Annotated in this window: 19 protein-coding genes; 9 read left to right on the top strand and 10 right to left on the bottom strand. The window is 73.6% G+C overall.

The genetic code is table 11. The annotated features are described in order from the left end of the window. Positions 1-509: 509 nt before the first annotated feature. Positions 510-1,199, bottom strand: a complete 690-nt coding sequence (locus O0S08_RS24105; protein WP_269041585.1) for a hypothetical protein — start codon at positions 1,197-1,199, stop codon at positions 510-512. 615 nt (positions 1,200-1,814) lie between these two features. On the opposite strand from O0S08_RS24105, the gene O0S08_RS24100 reads away from it, so the two are divergent. From O0S08_RS24100 to O0S08_RS24070, 7 genes are all read left to right on the top strand, one after another. Further along, entirely contained in the window at positions 1,815-2,681 is an 867-nt protein-coding gene (locus O0S08_RS24100) for a hypothetical protein (protein WP_269041584.1), read from the top strand. A gap of 76 nt (positions 2,682-2,757) precedes the next feature. Then, on the top strand, positions 2,758-2,919 hold the full coding sequence (locus tag O0S08_RS24095; RefSeq protein ID WP_269041583.1) for a hypothetical protein: 162 nt from the start codon (positions 2,758-2,760) through the stop codon (positions 2,917-2,919). A 200-nt stretch (positions 2,920-3,119) separates the two neighbouring features. After that, a complete protein-coding gene (locus O0S08_RS24090) occupies positions 3,120-3,287 on the top strand; it encodes a hypothetical protein (RefSeq protein WP_269041582.1) in 168 nt (55 codons plus the stop codon). Position 3,288: 1 nt separating this feature from the next. Next, positions 3,289-5,097, top strand: a complete 1,809-nt coding sequence (locus tag O0S08_RS24085) for a hypothetical protein (RefSeq protein WP_269041581.1) — start codon at positions 3,289-3,291, stop codon at positions 5,095-5,097. 8 nt (positions 5,098-5,105) lie between these two features. Beyond that, complete coding sequence (locus O0S08_RS24080) at positions 5,106-6,362, top strand: DUF1501 domain-containing protein (protein WP_269041580.1); 1,257 nt, start codon at positions 5,106-5,108, stop codon at positions 6,360-6,362. Continuing rightward, positions 6,346-7,008 carry a hypothetical protein gene (locus tag O0S08_RS24075; protein WP_269041579.1) on the top strand — a complete coding sequence of 221 codons (663 nt, stop codon included), beginning with the start codon at positions 6,346-6,348 and terminating at the stop codon, positions 7,006-7,008. Before O0S08_RS24080 ends, O0S08_RS24075 begins: the two co-directional genes overlap by 17 nt. Before the next feature lie 216 nt (positions 7,009-7,224). Beyond that, entirely contained in the window at positions 7,225-7,878 is a 654-nt protein-coding gene (locus tag O0S08_RS24070) for an FMN-dependent NADH-azoreductase (RefSeq protein ID WP_269041578.1), read from the top strand. Between the two features lie 60 nt (positions 7,879-7,938). Here the strand turns inward: O0S08_RS24070 and O0S08_RS24065 are convergent, their stop codons facing one another. Beyond that, positions 7,939-8,751 (bottom strand): DUF6209 family protein, encoded by an 813-nt coding sequence (locus O0S08_RS24065; protein ID WP_269041577.1) that lies wholly within the window; start codon positions 8,749-8,751, stop codon positions 7,939-7,941. A gap of 601 nt (positions 8,752-9,352) precedes the next feature. Here O0S08_RS24065 and O0S08_RS24060 point away from each other — a divergent pair. Beyond that, positions 9,353-9,916 (top strand): hypothetical protein, encoded by a 564-nt coding sequence (locus tag O0S08_RS24060; protein WP_269041576.1) that lies wholly within the window; start codon positions 9,353-9,355, stop codon positions 9,914-9,916. 166 nt (positions 9,917-10,082) lie between these two features. Here the strand turns inward: O0S08_RS24060 and O0S08_RS24055 are convergent, their stop codons facing one another. The 3 genes from O0S08_RS24055 to O0S08_RS24045 are packed head-to-tail and all read right to left on the bottom strand — an operon-like array spanning position 10,083 to position 13,676. Next, positions 10,083-11,099 (bottom strand): hypothetical protein, encoded by a 1,017-nt coding sequence (locus O0S08_RS24055; protein WP_269041575.1) that lies wholly within the window; start codon positions 11,097-11,099, stop codon positions 10,083-10,085. Positions 11,100-11,146: 47 nt separating this feature from the next. Next, complete coding sequence (locus O0S08_RS24050; protein WP_269041574.1) at positions 11,147-12,568, bottom strand: sigma-70 family RNA polymerase sigma factor; 1,422 nt, start codon at positions 12,566-12,568, stop codon at positions 11,147-11,149. A gap of 43 nt (positions 12,569-12,611) precedes the next feature. Next, positions 12,612-13,676, bottom strand: coding sequence for a hypothetical protein (locus O0S08_RS24045; protein WP_269041573.1), 1,065 nt, complete (start codon positions 13,674-13,676; stop codon positions 12,612-12,614). Positions 13,677-14,592: 916 nt separating this feature from the next. On the opposite strand from O0S08_RS24045, the gene O0S08_RS24040 reads away from it, so the two are divergent. Beyond that, on the top strand, positions 14,593-15,174 hold the full coding sequence (locus O0S08_RS24040; RefSeq protein ID WP_269041572.1) for a YdeI/OmpD-associated family protein: 582 nt from the start codon (positions 14,593-14,595) through the stop codon (positions 15,172-15,174). Between the two features lie 176 nt (positions 15,175-15,350). On the opposite strand, the gene O0S08_RS24035 is transcribed toward O0S08_RS24040, so the two are convergent. From O0S08_RS24035 to O0S08_RS24015, 5 genes are all read right to left on the bottom strand, one after another. Continuing rightward, positions 15,351-16,238 (bottom strand): hypothetical protein, encoded by an 888-nt coding sequence (locus tag O0S08_RS24035; RefSeq protein WP_269041571.1) that lies wholly within the window; start codon positions 16,236-16,238, stop codon positions 15,351-15,353. Between the two features lie 872 nt (positions 16,239-17,110). Continuing rightward, entirely contained in the window at positions 17,111-18,106 is a 996-nt protein-coding gene (locus tag O0S08_RS24030; RefSeq protein WP_269041570.1) for a hypothetical protein, read from the bottom strand. 88 nt (positions 18,107-18,194) lie between these two features. After that, on the bottom strand, positions 18,195-18,998 hold the full coding sequence (locus O0S08_RS24025; protein WP_269041569.1) for a hypothetical protein: 804 nt from the start codon (positions 18,996-18,998) through the stop codon (positions 18,195-18,197). Then, a complete protein-coding gene (locus tag O0S08_RS24020) occupies positions 18,995-19,549 on the bottom strand; it encodes an RNA polymerase sigma factor (RefSeq protein ID WP_269041568.1) in 555 nt (184 codons plus the stop codon). The genes O0S08_RS24025 and O0S08_RS24020 overlap by 4 nt, the downstream gene beginning before the upstream one ends. Before the next feature lie 40 nt (positions 19,550-19,589). Further along, a complete protein-coding gene (locus O0S08_RS24015; protein ID WP_269041567.1) occupies positions 19,590-20,768 on the bottom strand; it encodes a hypothetical protein in 1,179 nt (392 codons plus the stop codon). Positions 20,769-21,330 lie beyond the last annotated feature (562 nt).

The raw sequence follows: 21,330 nt of genomic DNA, 5'->3' as shown, positions 1-21,330 counted from the left end.
AAGAGAGCAGTGAGGCGTGTTCGTCTTTGCGTACTCATGATGTTCCCATGCGAAGGCGAGACCGAACGTCTCCGGTTCCCCCGCTTTGGGAAGCGCCCTGATTCCGGACCGCGAAAAATCCACCAGCATGGGCGGAGGGGAATCACGTTCATTTGGGGCAACTTTTGCGGTGGGTCCAGAAGACGGCCGCGCAGCGCTTCAAGGGCGAACGCGTGCGCTCTCGAATCACCCGCGGGTCCGATGCCCGCGCGGCCGAGAGCTCCGGTGGCCCTGCGACGGAAATGGGGTGTCCCGCCCTCGCCGGGGCGCCGCCTGCTCGTGCCATTGCGCGAATCGGTGCACTCGGATGACTGCGAGCCAATTGGAGCGCTCCGGCGCCCGGACAGGGGCGCGCAGGGCGAGCGGCTGCTCCCGACCGGCCTGCTCGCGCGCCGACTCTTCGGTGGGGAGCGGCCCCGGCGGAGGAGCGCGTCGACGGGCTGTCCCTTCGGACAGGAACGGTAGAACCTTCAGAACAGGCAGATCAGCAGCGGGGCGTCCTCGCACATCATGGTGATGGCGTCGCAGATCTCCTTGGGCGGGTTGCCGCACAGGAGGAGAGAGGTCAGCTGGAGGTCGTCGCACAGCTTGAGCATGGGCTGGGGGGCGCACAGGCCGAGGCCCGACAGACATTCGGCCTTGTCTTGGGCGGCCTTTTCGTAGCACTCGAGCTGGTCGGCGGTCTCCGGTGACTGGGCGAAGATCTCGCAGGTGCAGCTCTGCGGGGGGACGGTGGCGGCGAGGCACTCGTCGACGCTGTCGTACATGCCGAGGGAGACCTGACATTCGCACTGCGGGCGGTAAGAGTCGACGAAGGCGTCGTACCACTTGGCGCAGGCCATGCCGCTGCCCTCGCCGCCGCCGCCGCTGCCCTCGCTGTCGTCGGTGGTGCTGCCCGCCGGGTCGGTGGTGCCGCTGGCGGTGTCGGTGCCGCCCATGCTTCCGCCGGTGGGGAGATCGGTGGTGGCCGGCGAGGTGGTCGGGTCGGGGCCGGTGGTGGTGCCGGTGGTCGGGGCGTCGGTGGTGGCGGTGGCGGTGGCGGTGGCGGTGGCGGTGCCGGTGGTGGTGACGTCGGTGGTGCTGTCGGTGGTCGGGGCGCCGGACTCGCCGCACGCGAGGACCGCCGCGAATCCGAGGATGTACAGGCGAGAGCGGGTCATGGGTCTCCTGTCGTCCACGGTAATCGATGTCGCGCTGCGGCTCGATCGTCCGCGGGCGGGGACGATGCTCCCGCGGCGCAGGAGGTGGGGCGAGGTCGCCTCGCGGAGCGGGGCGGGGGTGAGGGCCGCGGCGGCGACGAGGTCGGCCGCGCGCAACCGAGGACGCTGACGGCGGCCGCGAGAAAGAGCGCCCCGTGATGCTGTTCCTCGACGATCTGCAATGAGACGACGCGGCCAGCCCGAAGCTCCCGGTCGCCTCCGGGGCCGGGTCGCAGGGCAGGGATGCCGAACGCGAGACGAGCGACACCACGGAGCGGCGGCGGGCGGAGGACATCGGGCGGTCGGGTCGCGCGGGGGAGATTGGTGAGAGCCAGGGGCGGCAGTGCGGATGCGTGTTTGCAGACAATGCCGGGGCAGCGGCGAGCGGGCGGGCGCCGGGCGGGCGCCCGTAAAACTGGCCTTCGGGACATGTGGCGCGAATGCGGCGAGCGGGGCGAGGGGCGCCGGGGGCGTGGGGGCGGTCGCAATCGCACCATTGGCAGCAGGCGGATCGGTGATTGGTCGGCGGGACGGGCTTGACGCGAGGGGGCGGGATCCTGCATGAGCGTGCGGGTGATGTTCTTCGTCCCGGTTCCGCGAGTGATGTTGTTGGGCCTCGGCTGTCTGTGCGTGGCGTGCGGCGGGGAGGAGGAGACGGGGCCGCTGCCGATCGGGCCGATTCAGCAGGTGTCGTACGAGGTCATGCCGACGCCGCTGTACGAGCTGGGGATGCTCGACCTGACGCTCGACAACGCCAGCTACGCGGAGCGCGAGGCGTTCACGGTCGAGGTCCGCGACGCGATGCTGCCCGACGTGGTGGCGCTGGTCGGGCTGGCGGACCAGATGCTGGACACGGAGCTGACTCCGGGCGGGTTCCAGCGGGTGACGAACCCGTCGCTGCAGACGCGATTGATGGCGAGCGGGGCGGAGGTCGAGTCGCTGGCGGCCGCCCTGGGCTACGTGTTCAGCCAGTGGAGCGTACTGGTCGCCGACTTCGCGGCGGAGGACGGCGGGACGGGCTACGCGGTGGTGTCGTTCGACGTGGCGCAGGTCGACCCGGAGCTCGGGCAGGCGTTCTTCGACCACGCGGCCGAGGTCGACGCTGGCCTCGGCGGCGGCTACTTCGCGTTCGCCTCGGAGGTCATCTACCTCAACCTGCGCGGGCCCGACGGGCAGCCGTACAGCGGGCTCGACGACGACTCGTTCGTGGCGGCGATCGAGGAGGCGGCGGACAGCTTCGCGCCGTACAAGGCCGAGTTGGCGCAGGCCGGCGAGGCGGCGGTGATCTTCGTCGAGAACGACTGGAAGACGGCCCCGGCCGGCGAAGACTTTTTGGACGTGCTCGACCCGCTCGGCGAGGCGGCGCTGGCCGAGCTCGCGGCGCTGCAGGACGAACACGTCGAGCGCTTCAAGGCGGCGGTCGAGCAGTACGGCTGGGAGTGATGCGTGGCGGCGCTGACGATGGCGCTGACGGGAGATCGAGCGGCACTTCGTCGAGCTCGCAACGTCGGCGTTCTCGATGGCGGCCGACGAAGCGTGCGAGGTCATCGACGCCGTGGTCGCGCAGGGGGCGAGCGCAGCGGACTTCGTCGGACGGTCGGCGTTGCCCGCCAAGACGCAGCGGGAGTTCCGGCGGATCCTCGAGACGCGGGCGGCGTCGTTGCGCGACGAGCGTCCGTGATGCAGCCACGGTCGGGCCTGCTGCTCGCTCCGTGCGGCTCAGGGTAGGTGGGGCGAAGGCGCGGAGGGGCGAGGTGTGCCTCGACGATCTGCAGAGGATCGACGACCTGCAGGGTGCGCGCGAGGTGGCAGGTCCGAGAGCGCTGCGGTAAGGTGTCGAGGATGTGGGCGGGGCGCGGGCGAGCACGAGGCGCGACGGCGATGCTGTCGGCGCTGCTGCTGACGGCCTGCGATCCCGCCGCGCCCGACGAGCCGGAGGACCCGCGCGGCGAGGTCCGGCTGGCCAGGGGCAACGAGTACACCGCGGCGGACGAGGGGATCGTCCGCGGGTCGCACGGGCGCGAGCTCGTGCGGCTGCAGGAGCGCTGAGATGAGGATCGGGCTGTCGCTGACGATCGGGCTGTCGCTGCTGGGCTGCGCCCGCGAGCCGCGGCGCGCGGCGAAGGTCGAGGCGACGCGGCCCAGCGAGCCGGCGCCGCTGCCGACGACGAGCCGGCCGTTCGCGCAGCTGCGGCCGCTGGCGCCGGCCGGCGAGCTCGAGCTGCTGGAACCGGTCGATCACCTGGTCCGGATCGCGCTGGTGCTGGCAGGGCGGCGGCCGACCGAGGACGAGTTCGCGGCGGTGCGCCGCGATCCGGCGGCGCTGGGGACGATCGTCGATGGTTACCTCGACGCGCCGGAGTTCGGCGCGGTGGTGCGCGACCTGTGGCACGAGGTCCTGCTGCTGCGGGTCGAGGGCCGGTTCGTGCTGCCGCGGCTGGGCCCGCTGGCGGACGCGGGCACCGACGCCGACTGGGTGCGCGAGGTGTCGGAGGAGCCGCTGCGGCTGATCGAGCACGTGGTGCGGCACGACCGGCCGTTCTCCGAGGTCGTCACCGCGGACTACACGATCGCCAGCGACCTCGGGCTGAAGGCGTGGGGCGGTACGACGCTGCAGACCGGCGAGGAGGCGCCGCCGGAGGGCTGGCACAAGGCGGTGTGGGACTCGGAGCAGCCGATGGCGGGGATCCTTTCGAGCGGGGCGCTGTGGCTGCGCCACCCGTCGAACGGGACCAACCTCCACCGCGGGCAGGCGCACGTGATCGCCGACGCGCTGCTGTGCAGCGGGTTCCTCGACCGCGACGTGCCGCTGTTCAACGACATCGACCTGTCCGATGAGACAGCCGTGAAGGACGCCCTGGTCGAGGACCCGGGGTGCGTGAGCTGCCACCAGACGCTCGACCCACTGGCGAGCCACCTGTTCGGGTTCGTGCGCGTGGCGCCGGGCCAGGTGCGCCGCTCGTACGCGGACGACGGCGAGTGCGTGAAGCAGGAGCGCGGGCTGTGCTACCCGCTGCGCGAGTACCGGCCGCAGCAGGCGAAGCAGTGGCGCAACAAGACGGGCCGGCCGCCGGGCTACTTCGGGCTGCCGAGCGAGGACCTGCGCTCGCTGGCGCAGCAGATCGCGGCCGACCCGCGGTTCTCGATGTGCGTGGCGCGGCGGTTCTACGGCTACTTCATGCAGGTCGGCTGGGACGAGGTGCCGGACGCGACGGCGGTGTCGCTGCAGGACGCGTTCATCGACGCGGGCATGCGGGTCAAGCCGCTGGTCAAGGCGATCGTGCTGTCCGACGACTTCCGGGCCGCGCGGGCGCGCGCGGGCTCGCGGGCCGAGGGCATCGCCGGGCGCAAGACGACCCGGCCGGAGCAGCTGGCGCGCCTGGTCGCCGAGCTGACGGGCTTCCACTGGACGGCGCACCCGGGCAAGGGGGCGAAGGCGGCGGAGCGGTTCGGCGAGGTCGACCTGATGGGGACCGACCAGTTCGGCTACCGCTCGATGGCCGGCGGGGTCGAGGGGTTCCAGATCACCGAGCCGAGCTTCGCCTACTCGCCGACGCGCACCCTGGTGTTGCAGACGCTCGCGGCCGAGGCGGCGGCGTACGCGGTCGAGCAGGAGTTCGCGCGGCCGCGGGCGCAGCGGCGGCTGTTCACCGAGGTCGACGCCGACGAGGTCGCGGAGCCGGCGGTGCGGGCCCAGCTGGCGCGGCTGCACGAGCGCGTGCTGGCGGCGGCGGTGGCCGAGCGCGGGCCCGAGGTCGACGCGACCTACGCGCTGTTCCAGGCGGCCGCGGACGGGCGACGCGGGTGGATCCTCGTGCTCGCGGCGCTGCTGCAAGATCCGCGGGTGGCGTTCCACTGAGGAGGAGCATGAGCGCGACGCGTCGACACTTCCTCGTCACCACGGCCGCCGGGCTCGGGGCGCTGGCTGTCCCAAAGGTCAGCTTCGCTGCGCCGGCCGAGCCGCGCTTCTTTCTGGTGGTGTTCGCCCGCGGGGCCTGGGACGTGACGTACTGCCTCGACCCGAAGGCGCCGCCGGGCTGCGACGTGCCGGCCGGCGAGGTGACGCGCTATCCGTCGGGGGTGCGCGTGCTGACCAGCGCGGAGCGGCCGAGCATCCGCGCGTTCTTCGACGCGCACGCGCAGCGGTCGGCGGTCGTCAACGGGATCTGGATCGGCTCGGTCGCGCACGTGCCGAGCCGGGTCCGGATCCTCACCGGCACCCGCAGCGAGCGGAACCCCGACGTGGCGGCGATCTTCGCGGCCGAGGCGACGGCGAAGCAGCCGGGGCTGGCGCTGCCGTACGTCGACCTCGGCGGGGGCGCCTACGCGGGGCCGCTGGCGAGCTTCATGGGCCGGGTCGGCAACACGAATCAGCTGGTGACGCTGCTCAATCGGGCCAAGGCGTTCCGCGCGGAGGCGAAGGGCAAGGCGCAGCCGGGCTTCGAGTTCACGGGCCAGGAGCAGGCGGCGCTGGCGAAGTTCGTGGCGGCGCGCGCCGACGCGGAGCGGCAAGGCAAGTCGGGGCCCGAGGCGCAGGCGCTGGACGGGTTCCGCACGAGCCTCGACCGCGCGGAGGCGCTGCGCAGAGATCCGCAGCTGCGGGGGATGGCGGTCGGCACTGCGACGTCGCTGGCGCAGCAGGGCGAGCTGGCGGTGGCGATGTTCAAGGGCGGTGTGTCGGCGGCGGCGTTCCTCGACTCGCGGCTCGACTGGGACACGCACGATTCGATCGCCGATCAAGGGAAGGCGCACGAGCAGCTGTTCGCCGAGCTGGGGACGATCGCGCGTCGGCTCGAGGAGGCGGGGCTGCTGGCGCGCACGACGGTGGCGGTGCTGTCGGAGTTCACGCGCACGCCGAAGCTCAACAGCCAGCCGGAGCCGGGCAAGGACCACTGGCCGCTGACGAGCGCGCTGCTGTTCGGGGGCGGGGTGCGGGCCGGGGTGTACGGGGCGACCGACGAGAAGCTGGGGGCGATGCGCGTGCGCATGGACGACGGGGCGCCGGCCGACGGCGGGCGACTGCTGCAATTCGACAACTTCGCCGCGGGGCTGCTGGAGCACCTCGGGGCGCCTTCCGGGCGCTGGATCGCCAACGCGGAGCCGTTTCGTGGGCCGTTTGCGTGAGCTGGGGCTGGTGGTGATCGCGGCGCTGGCGTGCGAGCCGGCGGTGGCGCAGCCGCAGGCACGGATGTCGCCGATGGCGGCGCCGGCCACCGCGGCGGAGAAGGCGGCGCGCAAGCAGGCGCGGGCCGAGAAGCAGGCGAAGAAGGCGGGGAAGATCGCGCGCGGCGAGGCGATGATGCCCGACGGGCGCAAGAAGCCGGGCGGGAAGAAGAAGCAAGGCGCGGGGGCGGAGAAGACGGCGAAGACCGCGAAGCAGGCGGCGAACGCCGGCGCGAAGGTGATGCCGTCGCCGCCGTCCCCGGCCGCGCCCGGCGGGCCGCCGCTGCCGCCGTGTCCGCCCGAGAACGTGCTGACGTGGCGCAGCTTCGGGGCGGGGTTCCTGCTGACGTGGTGCACGGGCTGTCACAGCAGCACCCTGGCCGAGGAGGCCCGGCAAGGCGCGCCGCTGGCGGTCGACTTCGACACGTACGCGCTCTACAAGCCGTTCGAGCGGCTGGTCTACGAGCGCGCGGTGACGGAGGCGCACGCGCTCGCGGTCGACCCGGAGGCCCCCGCGTCGCCGATGCCGCCCGCAGGGCTGGTGCCCGCGGCCGACCGCGAGCGGCTGGCGCAGTGGATCGCGTGCGGGTCGCCGGCGCCGCACTGATCGGCGCAGGCGCTCGCGTTCGCGGCGAGCGGCTGGTGCAGTGGATCGCGTGCGGGTCGCCGGCGCCGCTCTGATCGGCGCAGGCGCTCGCATTCGCAAGTCGCGGAGGCGCGGCGCCGGCAGGACCGCTCGACGGTCGCTGTCGCGGCCGGCGGAGAAATTTTTTCGCCGGACCGGTCACGTTCGATCGGTCTGGCGGGTCCTCGAGACGAGACCATGAAGACCTTGCTCAGGATCGATGCGAGCGCCCGTTACGAGGGCTCGAGCTCGCGGAAGCTCGCGGATGAGGTTCAGGCGCGGTGGACGGCGGCCCACCCCGGCGGGCGAGTGATCGTCCGCGACCTCGCGCAGAGCCCGGTGCCGCACATCGACGGCGCGACGATCGCCGCGTTCTACGGCGCGCCCGTGGGCGAGCCGCCGCCGGCCGGCGTCGCGCTGTCGGACGCGCTCATCGCCGAGCTCCGCGCGGCCGATCATCTGATCGTCAGTACGCCGCTCTACAATCAATCGCTGCCGTCGTCGCTGAAGGCGTGGATCGATCACGTGGTCCGCGGCGGCCACACGTTCGTGAGCCGCGAGGGTCGGCCGGTCGGACTGCTCGGCCGCACGTCGGCGACGGTGGTGCTGGCGCGCGGCGGCGTGGCCTGTCCGGAGCTGGTGAATGATTTTTTGACGCCGTACTTGCGGGCGATCCTCGGCTTCGTGGGGATCAGCCGAGTCGAGGTGATCGCGGTCGAGGGGACGGCGTACGACGAGGCCACGCGGTCGCAGCGCTTCGCGGCCGCGCAGGCGCAGGTCGAGGAGATGTTCCGCCCCGCTCGGGCAGCGCCGAGGTCGGGGCCGCAGGCGGATGTCCTTCGAGACAGGTGAGACGACCGGGCCAGCGAACCCTCGCGGGGTCGGCCGGGACGACGCGGCCCCGAGCGGCGATCACTCGAGGTCGAAGTGGTAGTTGGCGCCGAACTGCGAGTCCCAGGCCTTGCAGCCGTAGTAGTCCTGGTTCTCGAACCACAGCTCGACCTCGCTGGCGCCGGCGGGCACGTCGAGTTTGGCCGGCCAGGGGACCTGGAGGTTGCTCTGGGGGGCGGTCAGGAGGGCGTACTGCGCGGGGCCGCCGTCGAAGCGGTAGTGGACGCGGATGTTCCAGGCGTCGTGGCCGTACTTGGTCCCCCGGCAGTCGGGCAGGCGCGCGGGGTCGTAGGCGATCACCAGCGGGGCACCGGCGCGCGGGGTGCCGAGCGCCTCGGTGACCCAGTCTGTCTTGAAGGACAGGCTGGCGCCGACGCTGAAGTGCCAGTTGTTGCCGAAGTCGGAGTCGTATGCCGAGCAGCCCCACACGCTCGTGTTGTGGAACCACATCGCCAGGTCGCCGGATTCCTCGAGGGTGAAGATCGGCGGGTTCGTGCCCTGCGACGGGGAATAGCCGCCGGCCTCGAAGCTGCCGACCTCGCCGTCGTCGAGCTGGCGATAGCCGGTGATCGACCACGCCGGCTTGCCGTTCTGCTCGCCGCGGCACTGGGTCAGGCGCCCATCGTCGTAGCTGACCTGGACTGTGTTGCCCGCGACCAGCGGGCCGCCGCTGTTGACGATCGTCCAGTTGGCGCGGAACTCGAGCAGGGCCGGCTTGATGTTGGCGGGCAGCTCGGTGCCCTCGCGCACCTCGACGGCGGGTGTCTCCTCGTCTTCGGGGCTACAGGCGAAGGTCGCGAGGAGGCAGGTGAGGACGAGCGAGCGAGGACCCATGGTGGGCATTTTTTAAAGGGGAGCCGCCCGGCTTGCCAAGCGCGTACGGACCTGCGCGTCGGGGACTCCCGCGCGCGCGAGCGGCGTGATGACGCGAGCGAGCTCGTCCGTGCGCGCCGCGATGGGACGCTCCCGGATGGGCGGCGGTGGTTCGCTCGATCGACGCGCGACGGCTTGCCATTGTCGTGCGGGCAATCGCGCGAGGAGCGACTGCTGGGGCCGCACGCCACCGGCCACACGCACGTCGCGTCTTCGCTCCGAGGCGGCGACCAGCGACCCTGCGGCAGGGCACCGCACGCGCGGAGGCGGTGCGTGTCGACTCCGGCGATCTCACCCAGGTCGAGCCCGCGGCGGTCCATTCGCTCGCGGTGCTCTCGCGGTGGAGCGCTCGGCAGCGACGAGCATGCCGCGGGCGGTTGCTCGCTCGCCGTCTCGAGTGAACTGGAGGACATGTCCTTTTGCTCATGCCGGCGCCGCGGACGCTTGACGTCGCTGACCCCGCCGGTTCGCGGGCGAGGAGGTGCCGAGCCGTCGCACAACGGGCGGGGATGCGTGCGGCTGCCGGCGCACCACGCGGCCGACGGCCGATGCACAGAGGGGCATGCTCCGCGCGATCGTGGTCACGGCCCTTTGTCTCTCCCTCGCCGCAGCCTCCGCCGTCGCAGCGAGAGCCGCGTCCGGCGAACTTGCCGAACCGCATGACCTCGCACAGGCGCGGCCCGGCGCGCTGTCGGTGGAAGACCACGAAGTGGAGCGCGGGCGCGCCGCCCTCACGGCCGAGCTTCGCCCCCGCGATCCGGCGGGCGAGCGGGTCGAGCTCGGGACGGACGAGGACCACCAGGTTCAGCGGTCGCCGGTGAGCGAAGCAGCGCCGGCGCGCGCCGTCCCCGAGGTCATGCCCGCCTTCGCTGGGGCCGATCGCCGGCTTCACGCGCAAATCGTCTCAGGACCGCGGACGCCCCGGCCCGATTTGAAGCGGAAGAATCCATTGTGCGGGGCGACCCGGTGGGGGCTCAAGGCGCTGGCCATCGCCGCCAACGTCGGATGCTGCGCCGGCGGCCTCGTCGCCTGCGTCGCCTGCTCCGTGGGACTCGACGGGGTGAAGGGCATGATCAACAAGATCGACTGTACCAAGCAGTGCAATCCCGACTGCCCGCTCGCCTAGGTGGCCCGGGCGACGTTCGCGCGCTCGTCCGCCGCTGGCTCGGCTCGAGCGCCGGCGTCGTTCGTCGGGGCGCTCGAGCGCGACCCGCGAATGCCTCGATCGCGGGGCTCGGCGCGAATCGTGGCGCTCGCACGGGCGAATGCCACGAGGTGTCCGAATGGACAGGTCACAGGCCGAACTTGGCGACGCAGCGGTTGTTCTCGCAGATGACCCCTGCCGCGCAGAGGGCGGCGCCGTCGCAGCAGTTGGAGGCGTCGAGCTGGGCGTGGAGGGCGTTCCAGGCGTCGAGGTTGTCCTTGTGCACGCCGAGGCTGCCGCAGGTGTCGCGGTAGTAGCAGATCGCCTCGGCGTTGGCGCAGTCGCTGTCGTCGTTGCACGGCTTGTCCTGCTCGCGGAAGAGATCGGCCTGGGCCTGCAGGTCGGAGCACATGCCGACGCATTCGCACGCGGGCGGGGCGTCGGGGTCATCGCAGTCGCCCCAGCCGTGCGGGGGCACGAGCCAGTCGGTGCCGAAGTAGACGACCCGGCCGGTGGCCTTCTCGTAGAACGGCGCCGGGCTCTCGGCGCCGCCCCAGGCGTCGCCGGGGAACCAGAGGCAGGTCGGGGCCTCGTCGTCGATCACGCACTGATTGTTTTCGTCGAGGCGCCAGTACGTGAGGGTGTGGAACTCGCTGCAACCGGCGGCCAGGCAGGCGGTCTCGTCGGTGATCTGCGGGCACTCGACGGGCGGACCCTCGTCGGCGGGGATGCAATGCCGCGTGGTGCAGGCGTCGGTGTATTCGCAGGCGCAGACGTCGGTCTGCGGATCGTAGGTGCAGCCGCTGATCTCGACCGAGCATTCGCTGGCCTGCTCGACGGAGTAGCAGATCTCGTCGGCGTCGCAGGGCGAATCGGTGCAGGTCTTCCGCAAGCAGCCGTCGGCGTCGAAGGGGCTGCCCGGGGCGCCGCATTCGACAGAGTCGCAGTTCCACGGCGTTTCGCACGTGTAGTTCGGGTTGTCGCACACGAGGCCGGGCGGTTCGTCGCCGGTGCTCGGCGTCGGCGCGCCGGTGCTGTCGGTGCCGCTCGAGGACTCGCCGTCGGGCGGCGCGTCGCCGAGGACCTTGGGGTAGGTGCAGGCCTGCGCGAGCGCGGCGCACAGGAGGACATGGGCGGAGAGATAAGCGAAGCGGGGTAGGGACATGGACATCGACCTCTGATCTCTGTCGTCTCCACTCCGCTGGATTCCTATCAGTCGGGGCATGAAAAATTTTTGAAGCGCTGGGCGACCGCCGAGCGCGGGTGGGCCGTGACGAGTGCCGCGGCTTGCGCGACGGCCCGGGCGCGGTCGCCCTGGCGGCACAGGAGCTCGATCTCGGTGGCGCCGCGAAGATCGGTGAACTGGCCGGCGGGGAAGCTCCGCGCGTGCTCGGTGAGGTGCGCCCGGGCGGCCGCGACGTCGCCGCGCGCGAGCTCGGCGCGCGCGCGATCGAGGACCGCGACCTCGGCTGCGAGCTCGTCGGCGTCCCCGCCCCGGTGGGTGGTGCGGGCGAGCTCGACGAGCTCGTCGTCCGCGCCGAGAGACGCGGCCGGGCGGGAGTCGGGGGCGGAGGCTTCGCGCGAGCGCGCGTCGGAAGACGAGGCGCTCGCGGGGGAGCCGGGGGTTGATTTCGCCGGAGAGGCAGCGGGGGAATGGTGGGAGCCGGCGTCGCCCGGGAGGCGTGAGGAATCGTCGGAGTCGCGGCCGGCCGAGGAATGCGCGGAGGAGGGCGAATCGTGGGAGGCGCCGGCCTGCGCCCGGGATGCGGAATCGTGGGAGCTGCCGGGCTGCGTGGCGGAGGGAGCTGTGAGTGGTCGGGGATCCGCGAGGTCGGCGGCCGGGGTGGAGCCGCTGGCCGTCGGTTGGAGTCGGCCGTCTCGTGCGGGGGCGACGAGCGCGGCGCGATCCTCGATCTGTCCTTTCGGCCAGGCGATGGCGACGGCCCCGGCGGCGACCACGAGGGTGGTCATGACCGCCGCGCGGGCGGAGGCGAGGACGGCCAGGCCGACGCCGGCGCGGGTGGTCCAGAGGCCGGGGAGCATGGCGGCCCAGGTGCGCTGGGCGGCGGCCGGCGGCGGGGCCTCGCGGGTGCGGGCGGCCGCCAGCTCGCGCTCGAGGCCGGGGCCGCCGAGCTCGCGCAGCAGCTGTTCGCGGGCCAGGCGGACCCGCGAGTACACGGTGGCGACCGGGATCCCGAGCTCGCCGGCGATCTCGGGGCCGCTCATGCCGTACAACTCGGCCATCTCGAAGGCGGCGCGGGTCGGGCCGGCGAGGCGCGCGAGCAGGCGCTCGAGCTGCTGGGCGGCGGCGAGGCGGTCGTGGGGGGGGTCGGTGGGGTCGGGCGGGACGGCGGCGACGGCGGCGAGGCGGCGGCTCAGGCGGGCGGCGGTGCGGCGGTAACGGGCGGCGATCCGGCGGGTGACGCCGTGCAGCCAGGCCCGCGCCGAGACCTCGAAGCGGACCTGGTCGAGGCGGCGGTAGGCGGTCATGAACACGTCCTGGACGGCGTCCTCGACCAGGGTCGGCGGGACGCCGTAGCGGCGCGCGGTCGCCCACACGAAGGTGAATTCGGCGAGGTAGAGCTCGCGGAAGGTGCGCATTCGCGCGTCGTCGGGCTGCGGTTCGGAGCGCATGGCGGCTCTGAAGAGAGGTCGTCTCCGGCTGCGCGGCGATCTATCACCGCGGATCGCCGAACTTCACCTCGACGCCGAGAGCGAGCCGCGCGGAGGCGAGGCCGGGGTCGTAGAGGACGCGGAGGTCGCCGTCGGGGCCGGGCTGTCGCAGGGCCAGGGTGCCGCGCTGAAACGCGGCGAGGCCGTGCAGGAAGGCCCACAGGGCGACGCGCGGGTGGACGCGCACGGCCGCGCCGAGGCCTCCGCCGGCCGCCAGCCAGCGGCCGATGACGACGCGGCCGGTGTCGGCCACGGCCGGGAGGCCGCCCGCCTCGAGGCCGAGGCAGATCGGGACCTCGAGCCGGCCGCGGCCGAGGCGGGCGCAGCCGAGCGCGCCGAAAGTGAAGAGGGAGACGCGGGCGCGCAGGTCCGGGTGGTCGAAGAGCCGCGGGGCGAGGTAGCCGGCGTGCAGCTCGAGGCGGAACCACCGCCACAGGAGGCCGCCCGCGAGGCCGACGCCGCCGCTCGGGCCAGGGAGGGCGCCGACTTCGCCGAGGCCGTGGAGGCGCAAAAAGCCGCCGGGGCGCCAGCGAGACCGGGGTGCGGGGGGCGAGGCGGCCGGCGGGGCGTCGGCCGCCGCTCCCGGCAGCGCGGGCTCGGGCGGGAGGGCGTCGGGGACGGCCGGGGCCGGGACGACCTCGGGGGCGACGGGCGCAGGCTCGGGAGCGGGCTCGGCGAGCGCTTCGGGTTCGGACGGCTCGGGGGCGCCGGGGTCGGGCGCGGGCGCGGGCGGCGTGCCCGGGTCGCCGTCGACGGCGAGGGCGACGACGAGGGCGACGCCGTCGACGAGGGCGGTGCAGGTGCGGGCGTGGAGGACCCGGGTGTCGCGCCGGCCTGCCACCTCGAGCTCGAGGTCGAGGCGGTAGCGCTGCGGGCCCTGGAGGTGCGCGCGGGCGACGACGCGGGCCTGGCCGGGCTCCAGCGGCTTGCCGCGCCGGCGGGCGATGCCGGCGAGGAGGGCGTCTCGATCGGGGCATCCGGCGGGGACGCTCCAGAGGAGGTCGTCGGCCGCCGGCGGCTCGGGGACCTGGAGCGCGAGCACGAAGCCGAGCAGGTGCGCCGCGCTCATGCGCGCCTCGATCCGCAGGCGCGGTCGTCCGGGCCGGTGCTCGCCACTGTCGGCAAGGTGTGCGGCAACGGCGAGCGGACGTCAAGGGTCGCCGGGCGGGAGCACCTGTGTCTTGGGACAGGCGGTGAGCCGGGGCAGTGGGCGGCTGGCTCTCGGGACATGTCGAGGAGCGGGTCGAGAGGGGCTCTTGAGGACAGGCGATGACGCGGGGCGTGGGCAGCTGGCTCTCGGGACATGTCGAGAGCGCGGGTCGAGAGGGGCTCTTTGAGGACAGCGATGACGCGGGCAGTGGGCGGCTGGCTCTCGGGACATGTCGAGAGCGCGGGTCGAGAGGGGCTCTTTGAGGACAGCGATGACGCGGGCAGTGGGCGGCTGGCTCTCGGGACATGTCGAGAGCGCGGGTCGAGAGGGGCTCTTTGAGGACAGCGATGACGCGGGGGCGGGGGCGGCTGGCTCTCGGGACATGTCGAGAGAGCGGGTCGAGAGGGTTTTTTTGAGGACAGGCGATGACGCGGGGGCGTGATCGCCTGGCTCTCGGGACATGTCTCGCGCGAGGCGCGGGCTCGCGTGCGACTGGCGGGGCCGCGGGGTCGGGTTCGGCTGGCTCTCGGGACATGTCGACCGCGACGTCGGCGCGGGCTCTCCTGCGACTGGCGGAACGGGCGCGGCTGGCTCTCGGGACATGTCGATGGCGCGCGGGCAGGTGGATCGACCATGAGGGCGCTCGGCAGCTCGGCGAGCGGAGCGGGAGACGGCGTCGCAGCCGGGGCGGGTGCGCGTGCGGCTCGAGCGCGGGCGTTCGGACCCGTGAGCGGGGGCCGATCCGCAGTCGACGCGGGCGGGTCGCAAGGGCGCTCGGCGCGGACGTGTCGCGTTTTTACAAGCGGGGGCGGCCGGCAGGTGCTCTGCTCCCGGCGTGCCGATCGCGCCGACGTTGCCCATCGTCCTGTTCGCCGACGCCGATGCGTTCTCGAGCTGGCTGTCCACGCACCACCGCAGCTCGCTCGGGCTGTGGCTGCAGCTGGCGAAGAAGGGCAAGCGGCTGCGCTCGCTGAGCTACGCGGAGGCGGTCGACGTGGGGCTGGCGTGGGGCTGGATCGACAGCCAGAAGAAGGCCCACGACGCCGACAGCTGGTTGCAGCGGTTCACGCCGCGCGGGCCGCGGAGCCTGTGGTCGCAGATCAACCGCGAGCGGGCGGAGGCGCTGATCGAGCGCGGGGTGATGCAGCCGGCCGGGCTGGCGGAGGTCGAGCGCGCTCGCGCCGACGGCCGCTGGGACGCCGCATACGCGCCCGCGACCCGCATCGAGGTGCCCGAGGCGTTCGCCGCGGCGCTGGCCCGCAACCCCGCCGCACAGGCGGCGTTCGCCGGGCTCGACGGGGCCAACCGCTACGCGATGCTGTGGCGCCTGCAGACGGCGAAGAAGCCGGAGACGCGGGAGCGGCGGATCGCCCAGTTCGTCGAGATGCTGGCCCGGGGGGAGAAGATCCACGGGTGAGTGTTTTTAAGGGCATGTCTTCGAGGGCATGCTCGAGCGGACATGGTGGTTGAGGCATGTCGCTTCAGGAAGGTCCTGAAAGACATGTGAAGGCACGGGCGTTGTCCGCGGCGCGGGGGTGACCTGGCACAGGAGACAGGGAACGAAGGAGCATGTCCAGGTGGACATGCGGAGGATCAGCCGAACACCACGCCGAACATCAGGCCGAAGCACCAGCGCGGGATCTCCCGCCGCACCACGCCGCGCGTGCCGCGGATCGAGACGGCGGGGAGGGTGAGGTCGACGCCGGTGCGCAGGCCGAGGAACAGGCGACGGCCGCGGTACTGCAGGAGGCCGCCGACCTCGGTCGAGGACAGCCAGGTGGCGTCGGTCGCGGCCTCGGCGGCGTGGATGTACATGGCGTGGGCGAGGACGTGGGCGCCGAGCCAGAGGCGATCGCGGGCGCCCAGGGGGGCCCCGAAGGCCGCGCCGGCGCCGAAGCGGCCGTGGAGCACCGAGATCCCGTGGCGCGCGCCGCCGCTGAAGCCGAAGCTGACGATCGGTTGGACGTGCTCGCGCGCGAGCCACAGGCCGCCCATGAGGTCGAGGCCGGCCTCGTAGCGCAGGCCGCTGCCGAGCTCGATGCGCGGGCCGAGGCCGAGCCAGCCGCGGAGCACGGGTCGCGGGGGCTCGGGCTCGGGGGTCTCGGGGGGCTCCGGCAGCGGCGGCTGGTGCTGGTTCGGCGACGTGGCAGGGGGCTGCGTCGGTCCCTGGGAGGGCGGCGGCGGCTGCGGATAGGCCTCCATCAACACGGGGATGCTGGCGGCCAGCTCGCGGGTGCGATCCTCGAGGGTGCGACCCTGGAAGCGAACGGACTGGCTGAAACCCTTGCCGTCGCGGGGGGTGATGGTGACCTGCACCTGGTCGGCGAGGGGGCTCGGCCGGACGACGATCGACCAGTCGTCCAGCGCTGGGCCGACGCGCGCGCGCAGACCCGCCTCGAGCTTCACGCCGTCGACGAGGTCGGTGCGGACCTCGATCGGCGCGGCCGCGAAGACGGCAAAGATCGCTAGCGCGAAGAGCACCGGCTGCAGGAGTGCCAAAAAATGCGGCCGCTGACCAGCGGCGCGCAGGGCGATCGCGGAAGGCGCGGCCTGGCCGGGCCAGAGCGGCCCGGAAACGTCGTGGCGGGGCGCGGCGAGAGGTGTCGCGCGGCGGCGCGGAGGCCGGGCTCACGGGCGCGAAGGCGGCGGCCCGGGCTCGCCGACGCTCCTGACCGCCGGCCGGGAAGCGGCGGCGCGAGGCCGGGCGGGAAGTGACATGGACGAAAGGACAGGCGCGAGGCGGGGCGCGAAGACCGGGGGGCTGGCCGAATGGACAGGCAGTGGCGGGGACGGACGGGGCGGAGGCGCCGGCGCGGAGATCGATGGGATGACCGAAGAGACAGGTTCGATCGGCGCCGGCAGCTGCAGGCTCCGCCGCGCAGGGGCTCCGCGGGCGCCGGGGACGCGACGAGGCACCTGGCTGAAGGGCCAGGTGACTCGCGGGGCTCTGCCACGCGGGCGGTTCACTTGCAAGCCGTGCAGGCGGCGACGAGGCGGGTTGCTCCGCCGCGCAGGGGCTCCGTGGCGCCGGGAATGCGATGAGGCATCTGGCTGAAGGGCCAGGTGACTCGCGGGGCTGCCACGCGGGCGGTTCACTTGCACGCCGCGCAGGCGGCGACGAGGCGGGTTGCTCCGCCGCGCAGGGGCTCCGTGGCGCCGGGAATGCGATGAGGCATCTGGCTGAAGGGCCAGGTGACTCGCGGGGGCTGCCACGCGGGCGGTTCACTTGCACGCGGTGCAGGCGGCGACGAGGCGGGTTGCTCCGCCGCGCAGGGGCTCCGCGGGCGCCGGGAATGCGACGAGGCGCCTGGCTGAAGGGCCAGGTGCCTCGCGGCGTCAGCCGGGCAGGCGGCTCACTTGCAGACGTCGGGCTGGCCGGGGGTGCAAATGCCGAGGGTGTTGCAGGTCTTGTAGATCAGGTCCTCGGCGCAGTCGAGGTCGGCGGGGTCGCAGATCGTGCACGCCTCGCCGCAGGCCTTGTTCTCGCAGTCGTTGTAGGCCTGCTGGCAGATGCCGGGGAGCTGGTAGACGCACTGCAGCGACTCGTCGCAGACCTTGACGGCGGCGTCCTCGATGCAGTCGGGGTCGGCGGGGTCGCAGAAGCTGCATTGATCGCAGGTGGACTTGCCCCCGCACGGGTCGTAGCCCGGCGACTCGCACAGCTCGTCGCTGACGGGGAGGCACTGGCCCTTGCCGTCGCACGCCTTGATCACGGCGTCCTCGGCGCAATCGGGGTCGGCCGGGTCGCACTGGGTGCACGGCTCGCCGCACGGCTTGTCCTCGCACGGGGCCCAGTCGGACTCCTCGCACACCTCGGGGATGGCGATGACGCACTGCAGCGACTCGTCGCAGACCTTGAGCACGAGCGTCTCGTTGCAGTCGGGGTCGGCGGGATCGCAGATCGTGCACGGGTCGCACACGCCCTTGCCCTCGCACGGGTCGTAGCCGCCGGGCTCGCACAGGTCGGGGGTCTCGGGGACGCACTGGCCCTTGGCGTCGCAGGCCTTGATGACGTCGGTCTCGACGCAGTCCTCGTCGTCGGGGGCGCACACGTTGCAGCCGGTGCCGCAGGGCTGGTCGGCGCACGGGTTCCAGCCCCCGTCCTCGCACACGCCGGGGTTGCCGGCGACGCAGGCTCCCTCGGCGTCGCAGGCCTTGATGACGGCGGTCTCGACGCAGTCCTTGTCGTCGGGGTCGCAAACGCTGCAGGCGTCGCCGCACTTCTTGTCCGCGCAGGGCTCGTAGGGGCCGAGCTCGCCGATCGGCTTGTCGATGTCGCAGGCGCCGATCAGGGCGCCGGCAGCGAGGGCGAGGGCGTACAGGGGTGCGTGGTTTAGGTGAAGTCGCATGGGTAGGTCCTCTCGTCGGGGGTCGCCCCGTTCATGTCCGCAAAGCGAACCAGTGGGACAGCGTCGGTGGAGATTCGGCGGTCGAAGGTCACGGTGCGAGGTCGCAGACGTCGCGGACACGCCGCGCGAGCGGGCTCCGCGGGTGGTCGGCGAGGAATGCGCGAGCGAGCTCGGCGCCGCGTTCGGGATCGTCGACGCAGGTGGCAGCGGCCTCGAGCGCGCGCCGCTCCGGGGCGAGCACTCCGGCGGGATAGCGACGCGCGTGCTCGCCGGCGTCGCGCGCGGCGGCCCCGGCGTCGCCGCTAGCGAGCGACTGCCAGCCGCGCGCGAGCAGCTCCTGCTCGCCGCGTAGATCGCTGGCCGGGACTTCTTCTGCGACAGGCTCGTCGCGGGTCGCGGCGGGCTCGTCGTTGCGCTCGGTCGCGTCGCGCGTGGGGCGGAGATCGGCGGGCTTGGGGCGCGAGCGGACGGGCTCGGCCGCAGGCGTGGGCTCGGCGGCGGACACGGGCTGGACGGGCGCGGGCGCCTCGGCGCGCTCGTCGGCCGGCGCCGCCGCGCCCGGGTTGGCGTCGGCCGCGGCGGTCGCGGCGGCGCCGTGGGCCGGGCTCATGGTCGGGGAGTGACCTGTCTGTTCGGCCAGGTCGTGGCCGCGGCGGGCGAACCCGAACCACAACAGGACGGCGGCGGCGAGCGCGAGGGCGACGGCCCAGGCGGTGCCGTGGCGGTGCCGTGGCATGAGCGGAAGGACATGTTCTTGGGGACATGTCCCGGAGAGCCGGGCCTGGACGCGCGCGCGGGCGGCCGGCGGCATGGCGCGGCCGCGGCGGTAGGTGGCCAGCAGGGCGGCGGCGCGGGGATCGAGGGCCGGGAGGTCGTCGCGGGGTTCGGTCACGGGGTCCTCGTGATGGCGCCGCGCTGGGCGACGAAGGCGTTGAAGCGGCGGCGGGCGGTCTTGAGCCGCGCGTGCACGCGGTGCAGGTCGAGCTCGAGGGCCCGCGCGATCTCGGGGCAGGTCATGCCCTCGATGTCGGAGAGCTCGAAGATCTCGCGGGTCTCCTGGTCGAGCTGACCGAGGAAGGCCTCGATGACGTCGGCGGCCTCGCGGTGGGCAGCGTCGTCCTCGGGCGAGCGCGGGGGCGGCGGGGGCTCGACGCGATCGATCCGGCGAGCCGCGCGGGCGTGGCCGCGGCGGTAGTTGGCCGCGACTCCGCGGCCGATGGCGTACAGCCAGCTGGTGATGGCGCCGCGGCCGTCGAACTCGCCGAGCCGGCGCTGGACGACCAGGAAGACCTCGTGGACGACGTCCTCGGCTTCGGCCGCGGGGACGCCCAGGCGCTGGACCACGCGCCACACGAAGTCGGCGTGCGTGCGGTACACGTCGGCGACGGTGAGCGTCTCGGCCGGGGACCGGATCGCGTCGTAGAGGACCCCGCTGGCGGGCATCGAACCTCTAGATGTCCACGGCCCGGTCGATTCGGACATGTCAGCGCAGCCGGATCGAGAGCGCGAGGAACGCGGAGAAGCCCACAGGTGCGGGCCGGAACACGACGCCGGGGGACGGATCGAGCAGGAAGCCGGGGCGCCGCAGGCCGAACACGGCCTCGGCGCGCAAGAGCAGGCCGACGCGCGGGTGCAGGGCGACCCGCAGGCCGGCGCCGGCGAGCAGGCCGATCCACAGCGAGCGGGCGGTGCGAGGGAGCAGCGCGCCGACGCCCTCGCCGCTGACGCCGCCGATCGCTAGGCCGCCGCACAGCGGGATCCGCACGCGGCCGCGCTCCCAGGCGCCGCAGCCGCGCACTGCGGCGTGGCCGTGGGCGAACTTGCCGCCGCGGCCTTCCCCGAAGTCCTCGCGGCGGAGGGCCCAGTAGTGGCCGCTGAGCTCGGTCTCCCAGCGCGGGCCGGCGAGGGTGAGGCCGAGCGCGGCGGTCGGCGCCGGGCGCGGCAGGACGCCAAGGCCGAGGCCGCCGCCAGCCCAGAGGTCGAGGTGCAGGGCGCGGTCGCGCGTGGCGGGCGGTTTCGCGCTCGGTGGAGCGGGCTCGAGGGGCTCGGGAGGGTCGGCGTCGGGCGGGAGCGCGGGCGCGAGGGGCTCGGGGCGGGGAGCAGGCGGGCTCGGATGGGGGCCGGGAGAGCTCGGCTGCGAGCCGGGGACGGGCGGGCTCGGCTGCGAACCGGGCGCGGGTGGGGGTGCTTCGGGACGGGGAGCGGACGGGCTCGGCGGCGAGCCGGGCGCGAGGGAGGACGGGTTCGGCTGCGAGCCGGGCGGCGGCTCGGGGACGGTGGTTTCGGGGCCTGGCGGGACCCCGACCGGCGGCGCGGCGGGCTGGGCGGCGCGGACGTCGATGGCGACGGCGATCAGCCAGGCGGCGGTGTCGACCGCCGCGCTGCAGCTGTCGCTGGTGAGGACGCGTTCGCTCGGTCCGTCCCCGGCGTCGAGCCGCAGCTCGAGGCGAAACCGCCGCGGCGCCTCGCGGGCGACGACGACGCCGACCTGCACGGGCGTGCGGCGCTCGACCGCGAGGCCCCCGAGCGAGCGGCGGATCCCCGCGTGCAACGCCTCGACGCCGGGACACCCCTCCGGCACCTGCCAGGCGACGACGACGGTGTCCGCAGGATCGGCCGCGCGCGTGAGCGCGGTGAGCAGTGCGGCGAGGACGACCGGCATCGAACGGGGGCGGAGTGTACGCGTCGAGGCCCGCGCCGGCCAGTCGCGGGGCAGGGCCGCGCGGGGCCGGCCGAACCGCGGTCAGCAGCGCATCTGGCCGCGAAGACAGGTTGGAAGCAAGCGGCGTGGAGCCGGCCGAGGACGGGCTGGACCTGTCTGTGGAGACAGAGCGGGGCGGGGCGTTCTCAGGGGGCGGGGTCGTCCGCGGGGATCGAACGAGGAATCTGTCCGCGGGGACATGGGACGACCGAGCTCGGGCGGAGCCGGTGAGATGTCCCTCGGGACAGGTTGTAGGCGGACGAGTCCGCCGGGACAGGCGAGCAACGTTCGCGCGAGCTCAGGGTCATGATCTGTCCGCCGGGACAGGTGGAAGACGGGTGCGTCGGCCCGGGTGGGAGCTGTCTGCCGGGACAGGTGAGCGACGGTGGGCTAAAGATGTCTCTTGGGACATGTGATAGAATGGCGGCGAACGGAGCTCGGGGACGAGCCCGGCGGTCGGGCCCTGCCGGGCGCGGCCGACCGCCGCAGCTCTGGCGCGCAGGCGGCCGCGATCGGGTATCCT

The sequence above is a fragment of the Nannocystis punicea genome (genome assembly GCF_026965555.1).
Classification (GTDB): Bacteria; Myxococcota_A; Polyangia; order Nannocystales; family Nannocystaceae; genus Nannocystis; species Nannocystis punicea.
This window is presented reverse-complemented; position numbering and strand designations above follow the sequence as displayed.